Annotated in this window: 23 protein-coding genes and 1 riboswitch; of the genes, 14 read left to right on the forward strand and 9 right to left on the reverse strand. The window is 66.4% G+C overall.

Annotation, left to right across the window (positions count from 1 at the left end; genetic code table 11):
- Positions 1-54: 54 nt before the first annotated feature.
- On the reverse strand, positions 55-690 hold the full coding sequence (locus MG068_RS00970; protein WP_032128209.1) for a LysE family translocator: 636 nt from the start codon (positions 688-690) through the stop codon (positions 55-57).
- 152 nt (positions 691-842) lie between these two features.
- Between MG068_RS00970 and MG068_RS00975 the strand changes: the two genes are divergently transcribed.
- The 3 genes from MG068_RS00975 to MG068_RS00985 all read left to right on the forward strand — a co-directional run bounded on the left by MG068_RS00975 (position 843) and on the right by MG068_RS00985 (position 3,320).
- On the forward strand, positions 843-1,244 hold the full coding sequence (locus tag MG068_RS00975; RefSeq protein WP_004153688.1) for an acyl-CoA thioesterase: 402 nt from the start codon (positions 843-845) through the stop codon (positions 1,242-1,244).
- 55 nt (positions 1,245-1,299) lie between these two features.
- Complete coding sequence (locus tag MG068_RS00980) at positions 1,300-2,106, forward strand: NAD-dependent protein deacetylase (RefSeq protein WP_049399769.1); 807 nt, start codon at positions 1,300-1,302, stop codon at positions 2,104-2,106.
- A gap of 113 nt (positions 2,107-2,219) precedes the next feature.
- On the forward strand, positions 2,220-3,320 hold the full coding sequence (locus MG068_RS00985) for an NADH:flavin oxidoreductase/NADH oxidase (RefSeq protein WP_132808821.1): 1,101 nt from the start codon (positions 2,220-2,222) through the stop codon (positions 3,318-3,320).
- Positions 3,321-3,323: 3 nt separating this feature from the next.
- Here MG068_RS00985 and MG068_RS00990 read toward each other — a convergent pair whose 3' ends face one another.
- The gene (locus tag MG068_RS00990) at positions 3,324-4,235 is read right to left on the reverse strand and encodes a LysR family transcriptional regulator (RefSeq protein WP_049399772.1); all 912 of its coding nucleotides are present in this window, start codon (positions 4,233-4,235) and stop codon (positions 3,324-3,326) included.
- 114 nt (positions 4,236-4,349) lie between these two features.
- Here MG068_RS00990 and purU point away from each other — a divergent pair, with 114 nt between their 5' ends.
- Positions 4,350-5,201 (forward strand): formyltetrahydrofolate deformylase, encoded by an 852-nt coding sequence (purU, locus tag MG068_RS00995; RefSeq protein ID WP_132811091.1) that lies wholly within the window; start codon positions 4,350-4,352, stop codon positions 5,199-5,201.
- Between the two features lie 287 nt (positions 5,202-5,488).
- Here purU and pncA read toward each other — a convergent pair whose 3' ends face one another.
- Both pncA and MG068_RS01005 read right to left on the reverse strand, forming a co-directional pair.
- Positions 5,489-6,115 carry a bifunctional nicotinamidase/pyrazinamidase gene (gene pncA, locus MG068_RS01000; RefSeq protein ID WP_132808823.1) on the reverse strand — a complete coding sequence of 209 codons (627 nt, stop codon included), beginning with the start codon at positions 6,113-6,115 and terminating at the stop codon, positions 5,489-5,491.
- Between the two features lie 55 nt (positions 6,116-6,170).
- Entirely contained in the window at positions 6,171-6,857 is a 687-nt protein-coding gene (locus tag MG068_RS01005; RefSeq protein WP_080291760.1) for an epoxyqueuosine reductase QueH, read from the reverse strand.
- 161 nt (positions 6,858-7,018) lie between these two features.
- Positions 7,019-7,233: riboswitch (cobalamin riboswitch) on the reverse strand.
- Positions 7,234-7,387: 154 nt separating this feature from the next.
- Between MG068_RS01005 and MG068_RS01010 the strand changes: the two genes are divergently transcribed.
- On the forward strand, positions 7,388-9,235 hold the full coding sequence (locus MG068_RS01010; protein WP_165929913.1) for a patatin-like phospholipase family protein: 1,848 nt from the start codon (positions 7,388-7,390) through the stop codon (positions 9,233-9,235).
- A gap of 44 nt (positions 9,236-9,279) precedes the next feature.
- Entirely contained in the window at positions 9,280-9,717 is a 438-nt protein-coding gene (locus MG068_RS01015) for a hypothetical protein (protein WP_132808827.1), read from the forward strand.
- Between the two features lie 186 nt (positions 9,718-9,903).
- Here the strand turns inward: MG068_RS01015 and MG068_RS01025 are convergent, their stop codons facing one another.
- Positions 9,904-11,271, reverse strand: coding sequence for a helix-turn-helix domain-containing protein (locus MG068_RS01025; protein ID WP_132808831.1), 1,368 nt, complete (start codon positions 11,269-11,271; stop codon positions 9,904-9,906).
- A gap of 115 nt (positions 11,272-11,386) precedes the next feature.
- Here MG068_RS01025 and MG068_RS01030 point away from each other — a divergent pair, with 115 nt between their 5' ends.
- Genes MG068_RS01030 through mmsB form a run of 5 tightly spaced genes read left to right on the forward strand, consistent with a single transcriptional unit; the run spans position 11,387 to position 16,926 of the window.
- Positions 11,387-12,892, forward strand: a complete 1,506-nt coding sequence (locus MG068_RS01030; RefSeq protein ID WP_049399840.1) for a CoA-acylating methylmalonate-semialdehyde dehydrogenase — start codon at positions 11,387-11,389, stop codon at positions 12,890-12,892.
- Between the two features lie 14 nt (positions 12,893-12,906).
- On the forward strand, positions 12,907-14,073 hold the full coding sequence (locus tag MG068_RS01035) for an acyl-CoA dehydrogenase family protein (RefSeq protein ID WP_071229412.1): 1,167 nt from the start codon (positions 12,907-12,909) through the stop codon (positions 14,071-14,073).
- Positions 14,070-14,867 carry an enoyl-CoA hydratase gene (locus MG068_RS01040; RefSeq protein WP_132808833.1) on the forward strand — a complete coding sequence of 266 codons (798 nt, stop codon included), beginning with the start codon at positions 14,070-14,072 and terminating at the stop codon, positions 14,865-14,867. Before MG068_RS01035 ends, MG068_RS01040 begins: the two co-directional genes overlap by 4 nt.
- Positions 14,864-16,039, forward strand: coding sequence for an enoyl-CoA hydratase/isomerase family protein (locus MG068_RS01045; protein WP_132808835.1), 1,176 nt, complete (start codon positions 14,864-14,866; stop codon positions 16,037-16,039). Before MG068_RS01040 ends, MG068_RS01045 begins: the two co-directional genes overlap by 4 nt.
- Positions 16,036-16,926, forward strand: a complete 891-nt coding sequence (mmsB, locus tag MG068_RS01050) for a 3-hydroxyisobutyrate dehydrogenase (protein WP_004136647.1) — start codon at positions 16,036-16,038, stop codon at positions 16,924-16,926. The genes MG068_RS01045 and mmsB overlap by 4 nt, the downstream gene beginning before the upstream one ends.
- 100 nt (positions 16,927-17,026) lie before the next feature.
- On the opposite strand, the gene MG068_RS01055 is transcribed toward mmsB, so the two are convergent.
- The 4 genes from MG068_RS01055 to MG068_RS01070 all read right to left on the reverse strand — a co-directional run bounded on the left by MG068_RS01055 (position 17,027) and on the right by MG068_RS01070 (position 20,627).
- Complete coding sequence (locus MG068_RS01055) at positions 17,027-17,917, reverse strand: nucleotidyl transferase AbiEii/AbiGii toxin family protein (protein ID WP_049399844.1); 891 nt, start codon at positions 17,915-17,917, stop codon at positions 17,027-17,029.
- 9 nt (positions 17,918-17,926) lie between these two features.
- On the reverse strand, positions 17,927-18,853 hold the full coding sequence (locus MG068_RS01060; protein ID WP_049463053.1) for a type IV toxin-antitoxin system AbiEi family antitoxin domain-containing protein: 927 nt from the start codon (positions 18,851-18,853) through the stop codon (positions 17,927-17,929).
- Between the two features lie 280 nt (positions 18,854-19,133).
- Positions 19,134-19,559 carry an organic hydroperoxide resistance protein gene (locus tag MG068_RS01065; RefSeq protein ID WP_004153735.1) on the reverse strand — a complete coding sequence of 142 codons (426 nt, stop codon included), beginning with the start codon at positions 19,557-19,559 and terminating at the stop codon, positions 19,134-19,136.
- A 111-nt stretch (positions 19,560-19,670) separates the two neighbouring features.
- Positions 19,671-20,627, reverse strand: coding sequence for a cation diffusion facilitator family transporter (locus tag MG068_RS01070; RefSeq protein WP_132808837.1), 957 nt, complete (start codon positions 20,625-20,627; stop codon positions 19,671-19,673).
- Between the two features lie 242 nt (positions 20,628-20,869).
- Here MG068_RS01070 and MG068_RS01075 point away from each other — a divergent pair, with 242 nt between their 5' ends.
- The 3 genes from MG068_RS01075 to dusA all read left to right on the forward strand — a co-directional run bounded on the left by MG068_RS01075 (position 20,870) and on the right by dusA (position 24,366).
- The gene (locus MG068_RS01075; protein ID WP_132808839.1) at positions 20,870-22,333 is read left to right on the forward strand and encodes a SulP family inorganic anion transporter; all 1,464 of its coding nucleotides are present in this window, start codon (positions 20,870-20,872) and stop codon (positions 22,331-22,333) included.
- Between the two features lie 144 nt (positions 22,334-22,477).
- Positions 22,478-23,128, forward strand: coding sequence for a DUF6338 family protein (locus MG068_RS01080; RefSeq protein WP_049399849.1), 651 nt, complete (start codon positions 22,478-22,480; stop codon positions 23,126-23,128).
- Between the two features lie 206 nt (positions 23,129-23,334).
- Positions 23,335-24,366: a tRNA dihydrouridine(20/20a) synthase DusA gene (gene dusA / locus MG068_RS01085; RefSeq protein WP_132808841.1), complete on the forward strand. Its 1,032-nt coding sequence runs from the start codon at positions 23,335-23,337 to the stop codon at positions 24,364-24,366.
- Positions 24,367-24,500 lie beyond the last annotated feature (134 nt).

Genomic DNA, 24,500 nt, shown 5'->3' on the forward strand with positions numbered 1-24,500 from the left:
GAGCTTGCTCGACTGCCGTTCGCGCAAAGCAGTCGAGCAAGCTCGACTCTACAATCAGCGTCGCCCTTCCACCGCCATGCGTACCGCCAGCCCGGCCAGCACCGTGCCCATCAGCCAGCGCTGTACCACCTGCCAGGTCGGGCGCGCGGCCAGGAAACCGGCGATGCTGCCAGCGGTCAGCGCAATCATGCCGTTCACGGTCACACTCACCGCGATCTGGGTGGAGCCCAGCACGATCGACTGCATCAGCACACTGCCCTCGCCGTCCGGATGCAGGAACTGCGGCAGCAGCGACAGGTACATCACCGCCACTTTCGGGTTCAGCAGGTTGGTCAGGAAGCCCATCGTGAACAGTTTGCGCGGGCTGTCCTGCGGCAGTTCGCGCACCGCGAACGGCGAACGGCCACCCGGCTTGAGCGCCTGCCAGGCCAGGTACAGCAGGTACAGCGCGCCGCCGATGCGCAGCGCGTCGTAGGCGAACGGCACGGTCATCAGCAGGGCGGTGATGCCCAGTGCCGCACACAGCATGTAGAACACGAAGCCCAGCGCCACCCCGCCCAGCGAGATCAGGCCTGCCATCGGCCCCTGGCAGATCGAGCGTGAGATCAGGTAGATCATGTTCGGCCCGGGCGTGAGCACCATGGCCAGTGAAACCAGCGCGAAGGCCAGCAGGTCAGAAGTGGCGGGCATGGGCGGTCCTGGCAGTGGGCGTGGCGCAGTGTAACGCCTGCCGCAAACGCGGCCTGCGCAGGCACCGCTGCCGGGTGACCGTTGCACGTGCATTCCGATGGCCATCACGCCGGTCGCTTAGAATCCGCAGCACCCCACACCGAAGCCCCCCAATGACCCCCATCCCCGAGACCGTGCCGCCCACCGAAGTGCGCATGGCCGAAATCGTCTTTCCCAACCACACCAACCACCTTGGCACCCTGTTCGGTGGCCAGGCGCTGGCGTGGATGGACAAGGCCGCCTTCCTGGCCGCCGCCCGTTACTCGCGCCGCACCGTGGTGACCGCGCGCAGCGACCAGGTCGACTTCAAGCTGCCGATCCGCATCGGCCAGATGGTGGAAACCATCGGCCGCATCGTCGAAGTCGGCCGCAGCTCGATGAAGGTGGAGGTGGAACTGGTCGCCGAAGACCTGCACAGCGGCGAGCGCAAGCTGTGCACCCGCGGCCACTTCGTGATGATCGCGCTGGACGAGGAAGGCCACCCGATCGCGGTACCGCCGCTGCCGGCGGCCTGACCCGGCCAACGGACCGGCGCTTGCGGGGGCGCCACCGCGCCCCCATCTGGCAGCCATGACCCTGCCACTGACCGACTTCATCGACCGTGCCCAGCGCCTGTTCGTGCTGACCGGCGCCGGCTGCAGCACCGCCTCGGGCATTCCCGATTACCGGGATGCCGACGGCCAGTGGAAACGCACGCCGCCGGTGACCTACCAGGCCTTCATGGGCGAGGCGGCCACCCGCCAGCGCTACTGGGCGCGCAGCCTGCTCGGCTGGCCGCGCTTCGGCCTGGCCCGGCCCAACGGCACCCACCAGGCCCTGGCCGCGCTGGAAAGCCGAGGCAAGCTGCAGGTGCTGCTGACCCAGAACGTGGACGGCCTGCACCAGCGTGCCGGCAGCCACAACGTGATCGACCTGCATGGCCGCCTGGATCTGGTGCGCTGCATGGGTTGCGAGCGTCGCAGCGGCCGCGAGGATTTCCAGCAGCGCCTGCTGGACGCCAATCCCGGCTGGGACGCGCTGGAGGCAGGCATCGCGCCCGATGGTGATGCCGATCTGGAGACCGATTTCTCCGCGTTCGTGGTGCCCGAGTGCCCGCATTGCGGCAGCGTGTTGAAGCCGGATGTGGTGTTCTTCGGCGAAAACGTGCCGCGGGAGCGCGTGCAGGCGGTGCAGGAGCACCTGCAGCAGGCCGACGCCGTGCTGGTGGTGGGTTCATCGCTGATGGTCTATTCCGGCTTCCGCTTCGTGCAGGCGGCGGCCAGGGCAGGGCTGCCGGTGGCGGCGTTGAACCGTGGCCGCACCCGCGCCGACGACCTGCTGCAGTTCAAGGATGAACGGGACTGCGCCGAGGCGCTGGCCGCGTGGGCTTCGTCCTGAGCCGAGCACACGCTCGGCTGCACGCCCACCGCGAAACAGCGATCCATCCAGACGGTTGATTCGCAGGCCGTGCGGCGGTGCAATACGCACCCCCTACGTCGTTCATCACCGTCTTGAGCCAGCTGTTTTCGCCGATCTCGTTCGGCCCCCTGACCCTGTCCAACCGCATCGTCATCGCGCCGATGTGCCAGTACTCCGCCGAAGACGGTCGCGCCAGCGACTGGCACGCCATGCATCTGGGCAACCTGGCGCAGTCCGGTGCCGGCCTGCTGATCCTGGAAGCCACCGCGGTCGAGCCGCGCGGCCGCATCAGCTGGGCCGACCTGGGCCTGTGGGATGACGGCACCGAGGCCGCGCTGGCACAGGTGCTGGCCAGCGTCCGGCGCTGGTCGCCGATGCCGCTGGGCATCCAGTTGGGCCACGCCGGCCGCAAGGCCTCGGTGAAGCGTCCGTGGGACGGTGGTGGCCAGTTGCCGGCCGACGATGCGCGTGGCTGGGCCACCGTGGCGCCGTCGCCGCTGCCGTTCCATGCCGCCGATCCGGCACCGCAGGAACTGGACGAGGCCGGCATCGCCGAGGTCATCGCCGCCTTCGCTGCCAGTGCGGTGCGCGCCGAGCGCCTGGGCTTCGAGCTGATCGAGCTGCATGCCGCGCACGGTTACCTGCTGCACCAGTTCCTGTCGCCGCTGAGCAACCGCCGCACCGATGGCTACGGTGGCTCGTTGCCGAACCGCCTGCGCCTGCTGGTGGAGGTTTTCGATGCGGTGCGTGCGGCAGTGTCCGACAAGGTCGCGGTGGGCGTGCGCATCTCCGCCAGCGACTGGGTCGATGGCGGCTGGGATCTGGTGCAGAGCGAAGCGCTGGCGCAGGTGATGGACGCGCGCGGCTGCAACTTCCTGCATGTCTCCAGCGGTGGCCTGGACGAGCGCCAGAAGATCACCGTCGGCCCGGGCTATCAGGTGCCGTTCGCGGCGGCGATCAAGTCCAAGGTGCGCATGCCGGTCATCGCCGTGGGCATGATCACCGAACCGGAGCAGGCCGAATCGATCCTGCGCCATCGCCACGCCGATGCGGTAGCCCTGGCGCGCGGCATCCTCTACGACCCGCGCTGGCCGTGGCATGCTGCCGCCGCATTGCGCGACAGCGTGGAACCGGCTCCGCAGTACCTGCGCTGCGAGCCGCGCGATGCGCGCGGCGTGTTCAAGACGCGCTGAGGTTCACACCCGCCAGGCCGGCGCCATGCCGGCCTGCAGGTGCTCGAACAGCGCGCGGATCTTGGCAGTGAAATCGCGGCGGTCGCTGACGCAGAAATAGACCTCCATCGGCTCCGGGCGCCATGCAGTGTCGGCGCCGAACACTGCCTGCAGGCGGCCATCGCGCAGGTACGGCTCTGCCACGAATGCGGCCAGCCGGGTGATGCCGGCACCGGCTGCGGCCAGCGTCGCCAGCGCATCGATGTCATCGCAGACCATGCTCGGCGGCAGTGCGGCGTCCACGCGCTGGCCATCCTTCAGCAGGCCCCAGCGCAGCGGCCGGCCATCGGTGGGGAAGCGGTGCAGCAGCCCGCGATGGCCGCTCAGCTCGGAGGGTTGCTGCGGGGTGCCGTGTGCCTTCAGGTAGGCCGGCGAGGCGCAGAACACGAACGGCACGCGCGCCAGCTGCCGTGCGACGACCCCGTCCTCCAGCTGTGCACCGATGCGGATGCTGGCATCCACCGCTTCCGGGCCGTGCTGCACGGCGCGGTCAGTCAGGCGCAGCTCCAGCTGCAGTTGCGGGTAGCGCTGCTGCAGCGAAGGCAGCAAGGGGGCAAGTACGTGGCGACCGAACGCGCTGCTGCTGGCGATGCGTAGTGGTCCGGCCGGTTCGATGTCACCAGAGGTGACCATCGCCTGCGCGCGCGCCAGGTCGGCTTCGATGTGGCGCACCTGCGCCAGGTACAGCGCGCCGGCCTCGCTGAGGGCCAGCTGGCGCGTACTTCGGTTCAGCAACCGTACGCCCAGATGCGCCTCCAGCCGGTTGATGTTCTGGCCGACTGCGGTGGCGCTGATGCCAAGGATGCGGGCCGCTGCGGCAATGCTGCCGGTCTCTGCGGTGCGGGTGAAGCTGCGGATCAGTTGCAACAGGTTCATGACCGACCAGCTTGCCATGGAGAAACCCAAGTATCGCTTGGGACTGAACCAAGCAGGTCGGTTGCATCGGTGACCATCGATCCCGAGGACAGGCTGCTGCCCTACACTCGGGCGATGCGCCCCGATTCCATCCTCACCCTGTCCTGTCCCGACCGTACCGGCATCGTCTACCGCGTATCCGGCCTGCTGTTCGACCACGGCTGCAACATTCTCGACGCCCAGCAGTTCGGCGACGAGGAGAGCGGCCGCTTCTTCCTGCGCGTGCATTTCGATCGCGATGCCGGCCTGCCGCTGGAGACCGTGCACGCCGCCATGGCCACGCTCGCCGCCGGCTTCGGCATGGACTGGCAGCTGCATGATGGCCGCCGCCGTGCACGCCTGCTGGTGCTGGTCAGCAAGCAGGGGCACTGCCTCAACGACCTGCTGTTCCGTGCCCACAGCGGCCAGCTGAAGGTGGACATTGCCGCAGTAGCGTCCAACCACGCCGACTTCGCGCCGCTGGCGGCGTCCTACCAAGTGCCGTTCCACCACCTGCCGGTGACCGCTGATACGCGCGCGGTGCAGCAACAGCAGATCATCGACCTGGTCGAGCGCGAACGCATCGATCTGGTGGTGCTGGCGCGCTACATGCAGATCCTGTCACCCACGCTGTGCCGCGCGCTGGCCGGCCGTGCGATCAACATCCACCACAGCTTCCTGCCCAGCTTCAAGGGCGCGCAGCCGTACCACCAGGCACACGCGCGCGGGGTCAAGATCATCGGCGCCACCGCGCACTACGTCACCGAGGATCTGGACGAAGGCCCGATCATCGAACAGGACGTGGCCCGCGTGGACCACGCGATGGCGCCGCGCGAGCTGGTGCGGCTGGGCAGCGATACCGAATCGCTGGTGCTGGCGCGCGCCGTGCGCCGCCATGTGGAGCACCGCATCCTGCTCAACGGGCACCGAACGGTGGTGTTCCGGTAATCGCCCATCCCGCGTCCGCCGGGCATGGCCCGGCGCTACCACGGGTGCTATCCGGTAGTGCCGGCCGCTGGCCGGCAACTGCAGAGATCCCGAGGTTGCCGGCCAGCGGCCGGCACTACCGAATCCTGATTTCATCCAATGAAAAGCCCCCGGTTCGGCCGTCCCGTGATCTGTAGGGGGGCGTAGTTAGGGGGCTGGATGAATCGATTGTGTTGTCGTGGGCAGGAGCGCGCAAGCGGCATAAGCGACGTGCGCGGTAGCGCCGGGCCATGCCCGGCGGTCACGCCTCAGGCGATCGAAATCCCCGCCTTGCCCAGCGCTTCACGCACCATCGCGTCGTTGGCGTCGGTCACCGGCTTGGTCAGCTCCCACAGGAATTTCACCCGGAAGCCGGACTTCACCGCGTCCTGCGCGCTCCACAGCACGCAGTAGTCGCGGGCCAGGCCGCACAAGTGCACTTCGCGGATGCGGCGTTCGTGCAGCCAGCCGGCCAGGCCGGTGGCCGGGCGCTCGCCATCGGGGCCATGGTTCTCGCGGAAGGCGCTGTATGAATCCACCTGTTGGCGCGTGCCCTTGCGCAGGATCAGGTCGGCCACGGTCCAGTCCACGCCCGGATGCAGCGCGGCACCGGCGCTGCCCTGCACGCAGTGGTCCGGCCACAGGGTCTGCGGCTGCGCGTGCAGCAGGATGGTCTCGAAGGGGCGTTGGCCGGGGTGCTGGCTGGCGAACGAGGCATGGTCGGCCGGGTGCCAGTCCTGTGTTGCCACCACGGTGCGGTAGCGGCGCTGTGCCAGCAGATCGGCGATCGGTGCCACCAGCGCATCGCCTTGGTCGCAGGCCAGCGCGCCACCGGGCATGAAGTCCGGCTGCAGGTCGATCACCAGCAGGGCGACATCGGCGGGCAGGGCGGTCATGGCAGTTCCGGTACAGCAGAAGGGGCGACCAGCGTGGCCGCCCCATGCCCACACGTCAATCGCCCTGCGGCGTCTCAGCGTCCTGCCCGTAGTACAGCAGGCCGATCTTGATCCGTTCGCGGCCATTCTCGCGGCGGTGACGGTTGGCATCGCGCAGCGAGTACACGCAGCCGCAGTATTCCTGCTGGTAGAACTGCTCGCGCTTGCTGATCTCGATCATGCGGCTGGCACCGCCGCCCTTGCGCCAGTTGTAGTCCCAGTACTGCAGGCCTTCATAGCGCGACGCGGCACGGATGCCGCAGTCGTTGATCTGCGCCATGTTCTTCCAGCGCGAGATGCCCAGCGACGAACTGATGGTGTCGTAGCCGTGCTCGTGCGCGTACAGCGCAGTGCGCTCGAAGCGCATGTCGAAGCACATCGTGCAGCGGATGCCGCGCTCGGGCTCGTTTTCCATGCCGCGTGCACGGCTGAACCAATTGTCGGTGTCGTAGTCGCAGTCGATGAACGGGATGTCGTGCTGTTCGGCGAAGCGGATGTTCTCCTGCTTGCGCAGCTCGTATTCCTTCACCGGGTGGATGTTGGGGTTGTAGAAGAAGATTGCGTAGTCGATCCCGGAGGCGGTGATCGCCTCCATCACTTCGCCGGAGCAGGGGGCGCAGCACGAGTGCAGCAGCAGGCGCTGGCCGTTTTCGGGCAGGGACAGGGTGGGGCGTTGGAGCTCGGTCATCGTCAGGTACCGCATGGACCGCCGGCAACGGCGGTGGCCCATGCATCAGCGCGTGGGTGAACAGGTCTGGCCGGAAACCGTGAACAGGACGCACGCGGCCGCACCGCCTGCACGCGCAGGACAACGACGGCCCCGGCAACCTCCCCGCGGAGATTCCAGGTCGAGTCAGGGGACGGTCGTGTCCCCCGGCCGGGGCCGGTATTCGGGCTGATGGACACGGGCCGCAGCCCACCTACTACCCGCCGCTTCCCAGGCGTGAGCCCAGTGCCGTTGGCAGGATTCGTTTCCATTCACCGCTGCGGGGCAGCTCCGGAATGGGCGCGCGAGGCGCCTTCACCGGATTCCCGTTTAAATCCCTGCCGCCATCAATGCCACGGCAGGGATACCTTCGGCGTGCCCACGGTGGACGCGTCGAGGCCAATGGTCAAGGGCCAATGAAAGCGCAGGGCTGTGGCTCGCTTCTCAGGCTGTGAGAGCGCCTCTTGCCATACTGGGCTCCGACAGACGGGAGGTGGCTCGTGGCGGCGAAGTACTGCGATCTGGTCATGAAAGGTGGCATCACCAGCGGCATCGTGTACCCCAATGCGGTACTGGCGCTGGCGCGCGAGTATCGCTTCAAGAGCATCGGCGGCACCTCGGCCGGCGCCATCGCTGCAGCCGTAGCGGCCGCGGCGGCATGCGGTGATCGCCGCCAGCAGGCCGGCGAGCACCTGCCCGGCGATGCCGGCTACGGCGGGCTGTCGGCGGTGTCGGCGCAGCTGTCGCGGCGCGGCTTCATCTACAGCCTGTTCCAGCCGGCACGGGGCGCGCGCGCCGCCTACCGGTTGCTGGTGGTGCTGACCGGCAATGCCCGCCTGCCACACAAGCTGCTATGCCTGGCCATCGCGGTGTTCGAGATTGCGCCACTGGAGGTGCTGGTGTCGCTGGCGCTGCTGCTCGGCCTGGGCTGGTGGGGCGGCGGTTGGAGCGGCGTGGCCGCCACGCTGCTGCCATCACTGCTGTGCGCGTACGGTGTCGGCGTGGCCGGTGCCGCGCTGCGGATAGCGCGGGTGGCGCGCCGTAACCTGCTGGGCCTGTGCAGCGGCCTCGGCCGCGATGCACGCACGCCGGCATTGACCGAATGGTTGCACGAGTGCCTGCAGCAGCTGTCCGGCAAGCCGCTGGATGCACCGCTCACGTTCGCCGATCTGCACGATGCGCCGCGCTATGCCGGCGAGCCGGACAGCCCGCATGCGATCAGCCTGCAGATGATCACCACCTGCGTGTCGCACAATGAGCCGCGCACGCTGCCGCTGGGCGGCGCGCAGTTCTGGTTCCTGCGCGAGGAGTTCGAGCAGCTGTTTCCGGCCAGCGTGGTGCAGTGGCTGGTGACGCAGGCCGGCCCGCCACTGGAGGTGGAAGGGCGCCGGTACTACCACCTGCCGCAGGGCCCGAAGCTGCCGGTGCTGGTGGCCACGCGCATGAGCCTGAGCTTCCCGCTGCTGATCAGCGCGGTGCCGTTGCATGAGCCCTCGCGCCGCGAGCGTCGCTGCGAACCGACCGCACCTGCGGCCGACCAGGAGCACAATGTGGCCGACAGCATGGAAGGGCTGACCAGTGCCGGGCAGACCTGCGGCCCGGTGATCACCGCTTTCCGCATCTGCTGGTTCTCCGATGGTGGCATCAGCAGCAACTTCCCGATCCACCTGTTCGATGCCGCGTTGCCACGCTGGCCGACCTTCGCCATCAATCTGGTCTACCCGCAGCACGCCGAAGACGTGAGCCACGGCAGCAGTGGCCGCCAGGCGCTGGAACACGCCGTGTTCCTGCCCACCGAGAACCGCCACGGCTGGCAGCGTACCTACCAGTCGATCGCTACGCCGCTGGCGGCCGCAGAACTGGGCCGTTTCCTGTTCGCGGTGGTGGCGACCATGCAGAACTGGCGCGACCTGCTGCAGGCGCGCGCACCGGGCTACCGCGACCGCATCGTGCACGTCAGCCTGCAGGGCGACGAAGGCGGCATGAACCTGGACATGCCACAGGAGGTGCTGACCCGCATTGCCGATAAGGGCAGCCTGGCCGGTGCACGCTTCTGTTCGTTCTCGTTCGAGAACCATTACTGGATCCGCTGGCGCAACCTGGCCTCGGCCTACCAGCGCTACACGCTGGAAGTGGCGCGCACCGACGACCCGGCGCAGCAGGTACTGGCCTACCGCGCGGCGTACTCGATGGTTGCCAGTGGCCAGCCGGCGCCACCGTCGTACAAGCTGGGCTCGGAAGACAAGCGGCTGGCATCGCAGCAGTTGTGGGGGCTGATGGTCGAGCAGGGACGTACCTGGGAGGACCTCGGCCCGGACCTCACCGACGGCGCACCGCGCCCGCTGCCGCAGATGAAGGTGACGCCGATCTATTGATCGCGATGGATACAATCGCGGCTCCCCATTGCAAGGAATGCCCCATGTCCCCTCGCCAGAAGCTGCTGGACGTGCTTGAACGCCTCGATCAACGCGATCCGGAGCACCTGCCGGTGGTGCCGCTGGCCGCGTATTTCGAAGGCAACGATTTCGAGGAGTGCATCGCACCGAACCAGTGGGGCTATGGGCGCCCACCGATTGCCGAGGTATACGCACGCTTGGTTGCGATTGCGGCAAAGTCTGAAGTGGAAGGTGTCTACGTGGGCCTGCACCAAGACTGGGGCAGTGCATTGGAAGACGACAGCGAATGGCCAGCTGCAGAGAACGTGCACGTCTTGACCAGCGCCGATGCCGCAACCGTGGAAGGCTGGCTGCAGGGCCTGGAATGCGACGGCGTCGGCGAAGGCTGGCCGTACGGGCAACACATCGACGCGCCTGCGCCCTCCACAGGTCACCGCGTGTTGACCGTGTTCTGGGACTAGTAGAGCCACGCCACGCGTGGATGCACTTCGCGCACGGCAAGGTTGTGCCAACCAAGGTTGGCACCTACCAAATCGGTTGTCCGGACCCGCCCCGCCAACCCATGGAATGCCAGCTGTTGCTTTTGAGGTTGCCGGCCAGCGGCCGGCACTACCGCAGGTGCAGGGCGCAGCCCTGCCGAACCAACCCTACCGCCCCGGCAACTGCGCGAACGCGCGCTGCATGCAGTCCTCACGCGGACACACCCGGCACCCCGGCCCGATCGACACCGAATTGCCCGGGCTCTGCACATCCAGTCCCAGTGAATACACCAGCCGCTCGGCATGTTGCAGATCGCACCCCAGCGCCACCGCGAAGGTCTTGCGCGGTTGGCCATGGCCCACCGGGCCACTGCTGACCTGCCGCGCCAGCCAGAAATGGCGGCGCCCATCGGGCATGCGCGCCGTCTGCGTAAGGATGCGTCCGGGCTGGTTGAACGCCTCGTAGACGATCCACAGCGGACAAGAACCACCCACCTGCGAGAAATGGAAATCGGTGGCCGAATGGCGTTTGGACACGTTGCCGGCACGGTCCACGCGGATGAAGAAGAACGGCAGGCCGGGCGCGCTGCGCCGCGCCAACGTGCTCAGCCGATGACAGACCGCTTCAAAGCCCACGCCGAACTGGTGCGCCAGCAGCTCGATGTCGTAACTGCTGGCCTCGGCCGCACGCAGGAAACGCATGTACGGCATCACCAACGCACCGGCGAAGTAATTCGACAAGCCAATCCGCGCCTGCGCGATGCGTGCCTCATCGGTAAAGCCAGCGCGCGCCACTACCGCATCGATCTGCGGCAGGTAGCCGTGAAGGGCCAGCTCGGCCGCCATCTGGAACGCCTGCTGGCCGGGCTCAAGGTAATCGGGCAGCCACAGCCGCCGCGCACCGGCATCGTATTGCCGTTTCTCGCGCCCGGCCTGCAGTGCGGCCACTTCCACCAGCACACCATGGCGGTCGGCCAGCAGCTGGCGCAGCCGCGGTGCCACATGCCCGGGCGACAGCCCCCATTCGGCGAACAGCTGCTCGGCCAGCTCGTCCAGTTCGGGGATGTGGTTGTGCATGCGGTTGAAGAACTCGCGCACCTGGTCACCGGCGGGCAGGGTGCTGCCGGCACCGGGCTCGCCCAGCTGGAACTCCAGCGCGGCGGCATGCTCGCGCAGCGCCAGGTGGCGGCGATGCAGGTCCAGCAGCGCGCGGCTGACCTGCGGCAGGTTGCCGGCCAGCGCGCGCAGCTCGGTCGCGCTGACTTCGGCCAGGCCGAGGTCGCGCAGAGTCTCGCCCAGCGCTTCCTGCAGAGCGGCGGGCTCATCTTCGTCGAACAACGAAGAAACGTCGCCCAATACCTCGCCCAGCTTCTTCTGCACCGCTGGCGTGAGTGGGCGCTTGTTGCGCTCGATCTGGTTCAGGTAACTGGCCGACAGTCCCAGCGCCCGTGCCAGATCCGCCTGGCTGTAGCCGCGCTGCTCGCGCAGCCGCAGCAGGCGCAGGCCGAGTTGACGCTGGGTGGCTGAATAATTCACAGAATTAACATGAATCGTCTGGCGTGTTGGCCAGATTAAGCGGATTCAGCCCGGAAATCGAGGTGGGTGCTGTGAATAATGCCAAGCATCTTTCGCACCCTGTGGGATTGTCGTCATGACTGTTGCAGCGCCCCGTATCCGCATGCTGATCGATGGCCAGTTCGTTGAATCGGCCACCTCCCACTGGCAGGACGTGATCAATCCGGCCACCCAGGACGTGCTGGCCAAGGTGCCGTTCGCCACCACCGGCGAAGTGGACGCCGCCGTCGCCGCCGCCAAGGAAGCCTTCAAGACCTGGCGCAAGACCCCGATCGGCACCCGCGCGCGCATCTTCCTGAAGTACCAGCAGCTGATCCGCGAGAACATGAGCGAGCTGGCCCACATCCTCACCGCCGAACAGGGCAAGACCCTGCCGGACGCCGAAGGCGATGTGTTCCGCGGCCTGGAAGTGGTCGAGCACGCCGCCGCCATCGGCAACCTGCAGCTGGGCGAGCTGGCCAACAACGTGGCCAATGGCGTGGACACCTACACGATCATGCAGCCGCTGGGCGTGTGCGCCGGCATCACCCCGTTCAACTTCCCGGCGATGATCCCGCTGTGGATGTTCCCGATGGCGATTGCAACGGGCAACACCTTCATCCTCAAGCCGTCCGAGCAGGACCCGATGGTCACCATGCGCCTGGTCGAGCTTGCCTTGGAAGCAGGCATTCCGAAGGGCGTGCTGAACGTCGTCCACGGCGGCGAGGAAGTGGTCAACGCGATCTGCGACCACCCGGACATCAAGGCCGTGTCGTTCGTCGGTTCCACCCGCGTCGGCACCCACGTCTACAACCGTGCCTCGCTGGCCGGCAAGCGCGTGCAGTGCATGATGGGCGCCAAGAACCACGCCGTGGTGCTGCCGGACGCCAACAAGGAACAGACCCTCAACGCGATGGTCGGCGCCGCCTTCGGTGCCGCGGGGCAGCGCTGCATGGCCGCCTCCACCCTGGTGCTGGTGGGTGAAGCACGCAACTGGGTGCAGGACCTGGTCACCAAGGCCAAGACCCTGAAGGTCAGCGGCGGCACCGTCGCCGGCACCGACGTCGGTCCGGTCATTTCCTGCAGCGCCCGCGAGCGCGTGGAAGGCCTGATCGCCTCGGGCGTGGAGCAGGGCGCCAAGCTGGTGCTGGATGGCCGCAAGCCGCAGGTCGATGGTTTCGAGAAGGGCAACTTCGTTGGCCCGACCATCTTTGCCGGTGTCACCACCGACATGCGCATCTATCAGGAAGAAATCTTCGGGCCGGTGCTGGTCATCCTCGAAGCAGAGACGCTGGAAGAGGCCATCGCGATGGTCAACAGCAACCCGAACGGCAACGGCACCGCACTGTTCACCCAGTCCGGCGCCGCAGCGCGCAAGTTCCAGGAAGACATCGACGTCGGCCAGGTCGGCATCAACGTGCCGATCCCGGTGCCGGTGCCGCTGTTCTCGTTCACCGGTTCGCGCGCGTCCAAGCTGGGCGACCTGGGTCCGTATGGCAAGCAGGTGGTGCTGTTCTACACCCAGACCAAGACGGTCACCGCGCGCTGGTTCGATGACGAGACGCTCAGCCATGGCGTCAACACCACGATCAGCCTGAAGTAACGGCAGGAGCAGCCATGAGCCACTCGATGACGACGGAACTGGAAGAAGCGCAGCAGGCGTACCGCGAGGCGGCGCGCGACTTCGCACAGGCCGAACTGGCGCCGCACGCCGCGCGATGGGATGCGGAGGGCATCTTTCCGCGCGAGGCGATCGCCAAGGCCGGTGAACTGGGTTTCTGCGGCCTGTACATGGACCCGGAAGTGGGCGGCAGCGGCCTGAGCCGACTGGACGCCGCCGTCGTCATCGAGGAACTCGCCAACGTCGATCCGTCGACCGCGGCGTACATCAGCATCCATAACATGGCCTCGTGGATGGTGTCCAAGTGGGGCCAGCCGGCGCTGCGCGATGCGTGGGGCACCGATCTGTCTTCGGGCAACAAGCTGGCCTCGTACTGCCTGACCGAACCCGGTGCCGGTTCCGATGCGGCGTCGTTGAAGACCACCGCCGTGCGCGATGGTGACTTCTATGTGCTGAACGGTTCCAAGGCCTTCATCTCCGGCGCCGGTGCCACCGAACTGCTGGTGGTGATGGCACGTACCGGCGGTGCCGGTGCCGGCGGTGTCAGCGCCATTGCGGTGCCGGCGGACCTGCCGGGCATCAGCTTCGGCCGCAAGGAAGAGAAGATGGGCTGGAACAGCCAGCCCACCCGTGGCATCACCTTCGAAAACGTCCGCGTACCGGTCAGCCACCTTCTGGGAGAGGAAGGCGGCGGCTTCAAGCTGGCGATGAAGGGGCTGGACGGCGGCCGCATCAACATCGCCGCCTGCTCGCTGGGTGCGGCGCAGGGCGCGCTGGATGCCGCGCGCCGCTACATGGGCGAGCGCCGCCAGTTCGGCAAGGCGCTGGCCGAGTTCCAGGCACTGCAGTTCAAGCTGGCCGACATGGTCACCCAGCTGGTGGCTGCACGGCAGATGGTGCACACCGCCGCGCGCAAGCTCGATGCCGGTGCCAGCGATGCCAACGTCTGGTGCGCGATGGCCAAGCGCTTCGCCACCGATGCCGGTTTCAACGTCTGCAACGAAGCACTGCAGATCCACGGTGGCTACGGCTACATCCGCGAATACCCGATCGAGCGCCTGCTGCGTGACTGCCGCGTGCACCAGATCCTGGAAGGCACCAACGAGATCATGCGGGTGATCGTTGCCCGTCACCTGCTCAACACCGAAGAGGAACTGCGATGAAGGATTGGCGTACCCAGGAGCACGTGGGCCTGAAGGTGGAGGTGGATGGCCACACCGCCGTGGTCACCCTGCACAACCCGCCGGCGCATACCTGGACCGTGCACAGCCTGTCGGCACTGCGCGACCTGGTGGGCGCGCTCAACGCAGACCGCGAGATCTACGCGCTGGTGATTACCGGCGATGGCGAGAAGTTCTTCTCCGCCGGTGCCGACCTCAACCAGTTCGCCTCGGGCGACAAGGCCGCCGCACGCGAAGCCGCACGCCGTTTCGGCGAAGCCTTCGAGGCGCTGTCCGGTTTCCGTGGTGTGTCGATTGCCGCGATCAACGGCTACGCCATGGGCGGTGGCCTGGAATGCGCGCTGGCCTGTGACCTGCGCATCATCGAAGACCATGCCCAGGTCGCGCTGCCAGAGGCCACCGTCGGCCTGCTGCCGTGCGCCGGTGGCACCCAGAACCTGCCGCGCCTGGTTGGCGAGGGCTGGGCCAAGCGCATGATCCTGCTGGGCGAGCGCATCAACGCCGAGACCGCGCTGCGCATTGGCCTGGCCGAAGAAAAGGTCGGCAAGGGCGAAGCCAAGGCGCTGGCGCTGGAATGGGCGAAGAAGGCCGGCAAGCAGAGCCCGACCAGCATCGCCGCCTGCAAGACCCTGGTGCAGGCCACCCGCACCGGCACTCACGCTTCGGCGCTGGTGGCCGAACGCGAAGCCTTCGTCGATCTGTTCGACACCGCCGACCAGGTCGAGGGCGTGACCGCCTTCCTGGAAAAGCGCGCCGCGCAGTGGAAGAACGCATGAGCACCGACACCGCTGCCGACGACGCACCGGTGCTGTTCGAAGAGCGCGTGGCTGGCAACGGCACGCGCATCGGCATCGCCACGCTCAATGCGCCGCGTACGCTCAACGGTTTCTCGCTGCCGATGGCACACCTGCTGCTGAAGCAGTTGAATGCCTGGGCCGACGACGATGGCATCGCCATGGTGGTGCTGCAGGGTGCCGGCGAAAAGGCGTTCTGCGCCGGCGGTGACCTGCACAGCCTGTACAAGAGCATGGTCGACTTCCGCGAGGCCGGCCGCAGCGACATCCGCGAGAACGACTACGCAGCCGAGTTCTTCGACGTTGAATACCGCGTCGATTACCTCATCCACACCTACGCCAAGCCGATCCTGTGCTGGGGCCACGGCATCGTGATGGGCGGCGGCATCGGCCTGATGTCCGGCGCCAGCCACCGCGTGGTCAGCGAGCGCTCCAAGCTGGCCTTCCCGGAAATCACCGTCGGCCTTTTCCCCGATGTGGGTGGCAGCTGGCTGCTGCCGCGTGTACCCGGCAAGAGCGGCCTGTTCCTGGCGCTGACCGGCGCGCTGCTCAATCCGGGCGACGCCATCTACGCCGGCCTGGCCGACGTGCACGTGGCCGAAGAACGCCGCAGCGCGGTGTTCGATGCGCTGCTGCAGGTCGCGTGGTCCAGCGATGGCGCACACAACCACGAACGGCTCAGCCATCTGCTGCAGTCGCATGCCAGTGACGCCGCGACCGGCCCGCTGCTGGCCAATGCGGCGCAGGTTGATGCGTTGTGCGAAGGCGATGACCTGCAGGCCATCATTGCGCGCATTGCCGGTCTGCAGACCGAGGATGCCTGGCTGCAGGCAGCACAGAAGACCCTCGCCGCCGGTGCACCCGGTTCGGCACGGCTGTCGTACGAACTGCAGCGCCGCAGTGCCGGTCAGGACCTGGCCGCGATCTACCGCCTGGAGTACATCGTCGCCCTGCATTGCGCCGCCCACGGTGATTTCGCTGAAGGCATCCGCGCGCTGCTGATCGACAAGGACCGCAATCCGCAGTGGAACCCGGCCACTCTGGCCGAGGCCACCGGCGCGTGGGCCGACACCTTCTTCGCTTCCCCCTGGGCCGATGCCGCGCATCCGCTGGCCGACCTGGGCACTCCCCTTGTTGAAAGGAGCCTTGCATGAGCCGCATTGCATTCATCGGGTTGGGCAACATGGGTGGCCCGATGGCCGCCAATCTGGTCAAGAACGGTCATACCGTGCGCGTGTTCGATCTGGTCCCGGCCGCGGTGCAGGCCGCCGTCGATGCCGGCGCCAGCGCGGCCGCATCGGCGCGCGAAACCCTGGCCGATGCCGAGGTGGTGATCTCGATGCTGCCGGCCAGCCGCCACGTCGAAGGCGTGTACCTGGGCGATGACGGCATTCTTGCCGCGATTCCGGCCGGCGCACTGGTCATCGACTGCAGCACGATCGCACCGGCCAGCGCCCGCAAGGTCTCTGAAGCCGCTGCCGCACGGGGCCTGCAGATGATCGACGCACCGGTGTCCGGCGGTACCGCCGGTGCCCAGGCCGGCACCCTGACCTTCATCGTCGGTGGCGAGGAGGATGCGCTGGAGCGCGCCCGCCCGGTGCTGCAGGCGATGGGCAAGAACATTTTCCATGTGGGCGCCAGTGGTGCCGGCCAAGTGGCCAAGCTGTGCAACAACATGGCGCTGGGCGTGATCATGGCGGTGACCGGTGAAGCCATCGCGCTGGGCGTGGCACACGGGCTGGACCCGAAGGTGCTGTCGCAGATGATGGCGGTCAGCACCGGCCGCAGCTGGGCCACCGAAGTGTGCAACCCGTGGCCGGGCGTGCTGGAAAACGCCCCGGCCTCGCGCGGCTACAGCGGCGGCTTCGGCAGCGATCTGATGCTGAAGGACATGGGCCTGGCGGTGGAAGCGGCGATGAGTGTCGGCGCCTCGATCCCGCTGGGCGAAGTGGCCCGCAACCTGTACTCGATGAATCACCAGGCTGGCCGCGGCAAGCTGGATTTCTCCAGCGTCGTGCAGCTCATTACGAGCGAGAAGTGACCTGGTAGTGCCGGCCGCTGGCCGGCAACCTCATGCCCCCGTGCGGGACAACGAAGGTGGGATGGGCGGATGTTCGGTTTCGACCGGCATCCGCCCATTTTTACGTCTTCTGGATGGGGAATGGGTTGGCAATAGGCAGGATGAGGCAGGATTCCCAATAGGCGACAATCGCCTGCAGATTCGTCCACGCGGTGTTGAAGTCGATGTCCTTGGGTAAGGTCGGGTCAGATTCGTAAGTGGCCTTGGTTACGGCGAGAGCTTCCGAGAACGTCGCCATGTTGCTGCAGTCGATGAAGCGGGACGCGCAGGCAAGTTTGAATTCGGCGCCCGCGGCATTCCAGAACGCAGTGTCTTCGAGCGGATGCGCTGCCAGTATCTTTGAAACATCATAGATATCCTTGACGCGGACGACTTCACCTGGCTTCTGGACTTTGGTCCGATAGGCGGGAAGCGAGCTGAGAAATGCCCTGAGCTTTTCGCCAGCGATGCGCTCAAGCGTGTAGGCGAATACGGTGTGCCCATCGACCTCCAATGGGGCAACGGCAATGTCACCCAGGGCCTCTGGCGCAGCAACGTCAAATGAAACGAACGGAAGCCCACGAACGCCTTCGTTGTTGAAGTCTTTCAATCTCACCTTCACATCAAAGGCATTCCAGCCCATGGGATGGTTGGGTGGGTTGTGCGTGATGTCCAATCTGTCCAGTTCGAAACGTACAGGATCCTGTGCCGAAGCGAAGTTGGAAATCGCAGTGCTGAACAAGTCGTGCAGGATTGCTGACTGCTCGTTTCTATCTGGCGTTCTGACCGCGAACGATAGAAGGATGTTGGCATCCAGGTCATAAGACGCTCTTTGTTGCCCTCCAAGCCGCAGGGCAAGGATGCGGGCACCTTTGTAGACGATTTTTCGGGACAGTTCGTTGCAGCTGGCCAGTGCCTGGAAACACATATCGAGGGCTTCGCGCTTCCATGCATCCTGTTGACTCCGATTCATGCACTTTCCTCAAGGTGTTCGCAGGTGCCAGTCGTTCGCGGTATTGCTGTATGGAATGCCTGGAAGCAGTGATTCGGGAGGTTGGTCGGTGGGAAAACCCCTCAGTGCGCTGCGGATCTGATCCAGCAAGGCAGAAGTGGTTTGGTGGTACTCCAGCATGTAACCGGCGCGCCGCATCAGGTTGGGGTTTTGGATCGAGTCGAGCAGCGCCCAAAGCTTTGCGGCATTTGATCGGGGCAAGCCGGATGCCCAGGCCTCGAAAACAACGGCCGGCCCGCCGGCGCTTCGGGGGCGATGCAGGCAATCGAGCAATGTCTGCTCAAGTGTGGTGACCCGCACCGTGCACTGCGAGTGGAGCTGGCGGCGTTGTATGCCCTGGAGATTGTTCGGGTCGCGGCTGGTCAGGAAGCACTTCACATCCTCAAGCGTGAACACTTCAACGCCGAGAGATTGCGGTTTGTCACTGCTTTCTGCCGGCGGCTCGACGGCAGAAGACGCTATGCCTGGCCTGAATTCCGCCAGGTGATAGTGAGGTGTCGGTTGGGTCGTCAACCCGTGCAGTTCCAGGGCCGAAAAATAGCAAAGCGTCCCGGCGGGACGGTAAGCCTGCATGACCTCCAGAGCGGAGGGCTGCGAGGTTTCATTGAAGCCCAGGACGTAGATTTTCACGGGCCTGCCCCGTGGTGACGTCAGTGGCAACCGGCGCAGCAGTTCAGCGCTCTCCAACACCGCGATGATCCTGACCGCAGAGTAGGTGCGGAACGTACCTGAGGTGAGCGCCTTCTGCGTCCGCTGGATGATCGGTACGAGCGAAGCGTGGCTGATGCAGCGCGTAGACGGCAGTTCCTGGGAGGCCGTCAGCAGGGTGAGCTGAAATACGTCAATCAGCTCCGCCGTTGCGTCTATTACTGCTCGATCTCGCAGGTCATTTTTCATTGGTCACTGCGGCCTCAGGCTTCGCAGGCGAAGCCTGAGGCCGCAGTGACCCATTGTCAAACTGAGCGCTTGAATTGGTTCAGGAGTGCAGGACTGAGGCCAATGCGGGCCACAGGGTCCTTCAGTCGGATCTGATCCACCAGTGGCGACTAAGCTTCGCAGGCGAAGCTTAGTCGCCACTGGTGGATATGTCAAACAAATCGCCATCATATTTCGTCAGATTACCTGAATCGGGGTCGGATCCCGTTCACAAGGCGAAATGAACCCGACCCCGGTTCCATCAGGCAACGATCAGCGTCACGTCGATGTTGCCGCGCGTGGCATTCGAGTACGGGCACACGATGTGCGCCTTCTGCACCAGTTCTTCCACCTGCTCGCGCGGCACGCCCGGCACGTTGATGGTCAGCTCGGCCTCGATGCCGAAACCGGTCGGGATCTGGCCGATGCCGACCTTGCCGGTCACGGTGGTGTCGGCCGGCAGCGCGACCTTGGCCTGGCCAGCCACGAACTTCAGCGCGCCCAGGAAGCAAGCCGAGTAGCCGGCCGCGAACAGCTGTTCCGGGTTGGTGCCCGGGCCGCCGGCGCCGCCCAGCTCGCGCGGGGTCGACAGCTGGATATCCAGCACGTTGTCGGAGGAGACGGAACGGCCTTCACGGCCGCCGGTGGAGGTGGCCTGGGCGGTGTACAGAACCTTTTCGATGGACATCGGGATGCTCCTGGTCGGTGGGTGGGTGTTGCGATGGAGCCTACTTTGCCCGGTTTCCGCGTACGTTGGGTTGCAATGCGTACGAAAAACTTGATCGATCGTCCTGCCGGCCTAGATCGTCCATTCGCGGTCGGTGGTGAACATGATGGTCAGCCAGCGGTCCGGCGAGGCCTCGCCCAGTGCATCGCCGATCTCGTCGCGCAGCTGGTCCCATTCCACCAGGGGCCGCGGCGGGTCGTTTTCCGGCACCACGAAGAACAGCTCGATCTGCTCGCCACGCCCCACCTGGGCCACGTAGCTGCGGTGCTCGACGAAGCCGTGCTTGGCCACGATCCCGCGTGCCACTGCATCCACATGGGCCTGCAGTTCCGGCGGGGTGACCAGCAGGATGCCGGCCAGCGCCCGGCGCACCGTGCCGAGCGGGGCGATCATCACCAGCACGCAGACGAAGGCGAGGATGGCCGGGTCGATGTACGGCCCGACCCATGCCCACGAGGTGCCCTGTACCAGCACGCCGCCGAGAAACGCTAGCAGGTAGCAGGCCGACATGCTGGCCGCGATCACCCAGTTCTTCGCGTCCAGCGCGATGAACTCCGAGCCGATGCGGCGGTTGGCGCGCAGGATGAACCAGGCCAGCGCGGCTTCGCCTACGATCGACAGCCCGGCGAAGGCAATGGCCGGGCCGAGGGCGATGTGGCGGCCCCCGGACATCAACGCGTCCACCGCATTGACCAGCGCATACAGCGCCGCACCGATCATCAGTGTGCCGCTCACCCCCAGCACGATCGGCTCCAGGTGCCAGAAGCCCATGGTGAAGCGCTGGTTGAGCCGCGATTGCAGCGCATCGGTCTGCGTGGACAGCGCGATCAGGCGCGCCACCAGCAGTGACAGCCAGGTCATCACCACGTCGATCAGGCCGTAGATGCCGTCGAAGATGATCAGCGAGGAATTGGCCAGCAGGCCGAACACCACCGCCGCCGCGGCCAGCACCAGAGAGGCGGCGATCGACAGGCGCAGCACGCCCTGTTCGGTGGCGGGGTCGAAGAACTGCGGGCGGTTGGCGGCCATGGTTCAATTGTAGAGCGGAGCCAGGCTCCGCTGCCTTTCGCTGCCTTCGCCGGCCAACCGCGCTACCCCCGTGGGGCCGCTTCCCGTAGACTGCGTGCCTCCCACGTACCGACGTCCGCCTGCAGTGATCACGCCACCCTGACCCTTGCCGCACATCGGCAGCCGGCCCGCCCGGCTCAGGAACCCGTGTCTTTCCACTGCAGCGCCATGCGGCCACGCCCGCCTGTGCGCGGAGCTTTCCCATGCAAACGTTCTACCCCCTGCGCCAGCAATGGCTCGGCAACATCCGTGGCGACCTGCTGTCCGGCATCGTCGTAGCCCTGGCCCTGATTCCCGAGGCCATCGCGTTCTCGCTCATTGCCGGCGTCGACCCCAAGGTTGGCCTGTACGCCGCGTTCTCGATTGCCGTCATCACTGCCATTGCTGGCGGCCGCCCTGGCATGATCTCCGCCGCCACCGGTGCAATGGCGCTGGTGATGGTCGACCTGGTCAAGGACCATGGCCTGCAGTACCTGTTCGCCGCCAGTATCCTGGCCGGCCTGCTGCAGGTGCTGGCCGGCGTGTTCAAGCTCGGCGCGTTGATGCGCTTCGTCTCGCGCTCGGTCATCACCGGCTTCGTCAACGCGCTGGCGATCCTGATCTTCCTGGCGCAGATGCCCGAGCTGATCGGTCGCGGACCTACGGTCTATGTGCTGTGCGCCGCCGCGCTGGCGATCATCTACCTGCTGCCACGCATTACCCGCGCCGTGCCATCACCGCTGGTGGCCATTGTGGTGCTGACCGCCGTGGTGATCGGCTTCGGCGTTGACGTACGCAGCGTCGGCGACATGGGCCAGCTGCCCGAGAACCTGCCGCATTTCCTGCTGCCCGATGTGCCGCTCACCTGGGAGACGCTGCGCATCCTGCTGCCGGTGTCGGCCACGCTGGCCGTGGTCGGCCTGCTCGAATCGATGATGACCCTGCAGATCGTCGAGGACATCACCGAGACGCCGAGCGAGCGCAACCGCGAATGTGTCGGCCAGGGCGTGGCGAACACGGTCACCGGCTTCCTCGGTGGCATGGCCGGTTGCGCGATGATCGGCCAGTCGGTGATCAACGTGACCTCCGGTGGCCGCGGCCGCCTGTCCTGCCTGGTGGCTGGCGTGTTCCTGCTGGTGCTGGTGGTGTACGGCAGCGATCTGGTACGGCAGATCCCAATGGCGGCGCTGGTGGCGGTGATGATCATGGTCAGCATCGGCACCTTCAGCTGGCGCTCGCTGCGCGACCTGCGCACGCATCCGCGCAGTTCCTCTGCGGTGATGCTGCTGACGGTGGTGGTCACCGTGGCTACCCACGATCTGGCCAAGGGCGTGCTCAGCGGTGTGCTGCTGTCGGCCCTGTTCTTCGCGCGCAAGGTTGGCCGCATGCTGGACGTGCAGCGCGACGATGCCGATGACACGCAGGTCTATCGCGTGCGCGGGCAGGTGTTCTTTGCCTCGGCAGGGCAGCTGGGTGCGGTGTTCGATTACCAGCACGTGGCGCCGAAGGTGCAGATCGATCTGCGCGATGCCCACCTGTGGGATCTGACTGCCGTGGCCGCGCTGGAGCGGGCGCAGGAAAAGCTGGCCGCGCATGGGGCGGAGGTGACGGTGGTGGGGCTCAATGCGGCCAGCCAGACCCTCATTGAGCAGGTGGGTGGCAAAGGCGCTGCTGGCAGCGCGCATTGACGCTATCGGCTCTCGTGGAGCAACTGCAACGCCATGGCCGCTGTTGCGGTTGCTGCATCTTCAGCCTGTGAACCCCACCCAAGGTGGAAGAATCGCTGTGATCGTGCTCCGTTGTGATCCTCACGACGGAGTACTTCTGCCGGAATGGATTCGCTCTTCAACAACGCCACCACGCTGCTGACCTTTCTGCTGCCGGGTTTCCTGTCTGCATGGGTGTTCTACGGGCTGACATCCCATCCCAAGCCGCCGCAGTTCGAACGGACCGTGGAAGCGTTGGTGTTCACCTTCGCGGTCCAGGTGCTGGTCAAGTTCACCGAACTGATGCTCCTGCTGGCTGGTCGCTGCTTTGTGCTGGGGACCTGGACCGAGACCAGCAGCCTGCTATGGGGTTTTGTCCTCGCCGCACTGCTTGGGGCAGGATTGGCCCTCGCTGCGAACAAGGATTCCCTCCACAGGGTTCTCCGTCGTGCAGGCTTCACTACCCGTACGTCCCACCCGAGCGAGTGGTACTGCGTGCTGGGTACGCGTCCTGCCTTCGTGGTGCTGCAATTGAAGGATGGCCGTCGATTGACCGGCTACCCCAAGGAGTGGCCGATCAGCCCCGCTGCGGGACAGTTCTACATGCAGATGCCGGCCTGGCTGGTGGATGCGGATCCACCCGATGAAGGTGCCGATCCAGCAGCGGATCCCGTGGCCAGCCCCGCCGTGGTCGAGCTTCCGCAGCTCGATGGCATACTGATTCACGCAGTGGATGTGCAGTGGGTCGAGATTCTCCAGGAGACAGACGATGGCTAAGTTGAGGAAGGGTTCCAACCCGCCACTGGACCAGTTGGTCGTATCCATGGAGAACGCGAACCCCAAGCTCCCCGAGGGCAGGAAGCGTCCGCCGCCACCGCCCAGCCCGCCCCGGCCGCCAGCCGGAGCCGGGCCCAACCGGCGCTCGCCGCGCGGCTGACCGGGCGCATTCAGCCGCCCGGTGTAAACTATTGATCTCACTGGCAATGCCAGTCTCCACGATCAACGCCCCGATGACGTCCGCCACCGCCCGTTACGCCGATTCCCTGCGCCTGTCCGTTGCCCCCATGATGGACTGGACGGACCGCCATTGCCGCGTGTTCCATCGCGTGCTGGCGCCGGGCGCGCGCCTGTACACGGAAATGGTGCACGCCAACGCGGTCATCCACGGCGACCGCGAGCGCCTGCTCGGCTTCGACCGCAGCGAACAGCCGCTGGCCCTGCAATTGGGTGGCAGTGATCCTGCCCTGCTGGCGCAGGCCGCCCGCATCGCCGCCGAATGGGGTTATGACGAGGTCAACCTCAACTGCGGCTGCCCGTCTGATCGCGTGCAGGCCGGGCGTTTTGGCGCGTGCCTGATGCGCGAGCCGGCGCTGGTGGCCGAGTGCGTTGCGGCCATGGTCGATGCGGTTGATATCCCGGTGACGGTGAAGTGCCGCCTGGGCGTGGACGAGGACAACGACTACGACGTGTTTGCCAGCTTCGTCGACCGCCAGGTCGCCGCCGGTGCGGCGATGGTGGTGGTGCACGCGCGCAACGCGTGGCTGAAGGGCCTGTCGCCGAAGGAGAACCGCGAGGTTCCGCCGCTGAAGTACGACTGGGCCTACCGCCTGAAGCAGGAGCGCCCGGCACTGCCGGTGGTGATCAACGGCGGCCTAGCCAGCATCGAGGCGGTGCAGGCGCAGGCCGCGCACGTCGATGGCGTGATGCTGGGCCGCGCGGCCTACCACGACCCTTACCTGCTGCATCAGCTGGAGGCGCTGCACACCGGCGCCCCGCTGCAGGCCCGTGGCGACCTGCTGCGCGCGATGCGCCCCTACATCGAGGCGCGGCTGGGCGAAGGCCTGGCGCTGAAGCACATCACCCGCCACCTGCTCGGCCTGTTCCACGGCCAACCCGGTGGGCGAGCATTCCGCCAGGTGCTGAGCGAGGGCGCACACCGCCCCGGCGCCGGCTGGAGCCTGATCGAACAGGCCTTGGCGGTCACCGACCGCGAAGCTGATCGCGCAGCAGTGTGACCGCAGTCACATTCCTGACTTGACAAGAGACGGCGATTCGTCCCGAATGTTCACTTAGCTGAACGACTCGGGCGCAGGGCCGGAAAAGTTCAGACCGGATTCACCGCTGTAAACCAAGAATTTGCAAAAGATTT

The sequence above is a fragment of the Stenotrophomonas sp. ASS1 genome, from assembly GCF_004346925.1.
In the GTDB taxonomy this organism is placed as follows: Bacteria; Pseudomonadota; Gammaproteobacteria; order Xanthomonadales; family Xanthomonadaceae; genus Stenotrophomonas; species Stenotrophomonas maltophilia_A.

What these genes read in the sequence shown, in the direction of transcription:
- MG068_RS01015 (WP_132808827.1), top strand. Translation starts at nt 9,280, where the DNA reads ATGTCCCCTCGCCAGAAGCTGCTGGACGTGCTTGAACGCCTCGATCAA.
- MG068_RS01080 (WP_049399849.1), top strand. Translation starts at nt 22,478, where the DNA reads ATGGATTCGCTCTTCAACAACGCCACCACGCTGCTGACCTTTCTGCTG.
- MG068_RS01075 (WP_132808839.1), top strand. Translation starts at nt 20,870, where the DNA reads ATGCAAACGTTCTACCCCCTGCGCCAGCAATGGCTCGGCAACATCCGT.
- MG068_RS01060 (WP_049463053.1), bottom strand. Translation starts at nt 18,853, where the DNA reads ATGAAAAATGACCTGCGAGATCGAGCAGTAATAGACGCAACGGCGGAG.
- mmsB (WP_004136647.1), top strand. Translation starts at nt 16,036, where the DNA reads ATGAGCCGCATTGCATTCATCGGGTTGGGCAACATGGGTGGCCCGATG.
- MG068_RS01040 (WP_132808833.1), top strand. Translation starts at nt 14,070, where the DNA reads ATGAAGGATTGGCGTACCCAGGAGCACGTGGGCCTGAAGGTGGAGGTG.
- pncA (WP_132808823.1), bottom strand. Translation starts at nt 6,115, where the DNA reads ATGACCGCCCTGCCCGCCGATGTCGCCCTGCTGGTGATCGACCTGCAG.
- MG068_RS00975 (WP_004153688.1), top strand. Translation starts at nt 843, where the DNA reads ATGACCCCCATCCCCGAGACCGTGCCGCCCACCGAAGTGCGCATGGCC.
- dusA (WP_132808841.1), top strand. Translation starts at nt 23,335, where the DNA reads ATGCCAGTCTCCACGATCAACGCCCCGATGACGTCCGCCACCGCCCGT.
- MG068_RS01005 (WP_080291760.1), bottom strand. Translation starts at nt 6,857, where the DNA reads ATGCGGTACCTGACGATGACCGAGCTCCAACGCCCCACCCTGTCCCTG.
- MG068_RS00980 (WP_049399769.1), top strand. Translation starts at nt 1,300, where the DNA reads ATGACCCTGCCACTGACCGACTTCATCGACCGTGCCCAGCGCCTGTTC.
- purU (WP_132811091.1), top strand. Translation starts at nt 4,350, where the DNA reads ATGCGCCCCGATTCCATCCTCACCCTGTCCTGTCCCGACCGTACCGGC.
- MG068_RS01070 (WP_132808837.1), bottom strand. Translation starts at nt 20,627, where the DNA reads ATGGCCGCCAACCGCCCGCAGTTCTTCGACCCCGCCACCGAACAGGGC.
- MG068_RS01030 (WP_049399840.1), top strand. Translation starts at nt 11,387, where the DNA reads ATGACTGTTGCAGCGCCCCGTATCCGCATGCTGATCGATGGCCAGTTC.
- MG068_RS01065 (WP_004153735.1), bottom strand. Translation starts at nt 19,559, where the DNA reads ATGTCCATCGAAAAGGTTCTGTACACCGCCCAGGCCACCTCCACCGGC.
- MG068_RS01010 (WP_165929913.1), top strand. Translation starts at nt 7,388, where the DNA reads ATGAAAGGTGGCATCACCAGCGGCATCGTGTACCCCAATGCGGTACTG.
- MG068_RS01045 (WP_132808835.1), top strand. Translation starts at nt 14,864, where the DNA reads ATGAGCACCGACACCGCTGCCGACGACGCACCGGTGCTGTTCGAAGAG.
- MG068_RS00970 (WP_032128209.1), bottom strand. Translation starts at nt 690, where the DNA reads ATGCCCGCCACTTCTGACCTGCTGGCCTTCGCGCTGGTTTCACTGGCC.
- MG068_RS01035 (WP_071229412.1), top strand. Translation starts at nt 12,907, where the DNA reads ATGAGCCACTCGATGACGACGGAACTGGAAGAAGCGCAGCAGGCGTAC.
- MG068_RS01055 (WP_049399844.1), bottom strand. Translation starts at nt 17,917, where the DNA reads ATGAATCGGAGTCAACAGGATGCATGGAAGCGCGAAGCCCTCGATATG.
- MG068_RS00990 (WP_049399772.1), bottom strand. Translation starts at nt 4,235, where the DNA reads ATGAACCTGTTGCAACTGATCCGCAGCTTCACCCGCACCGCAGAGACC.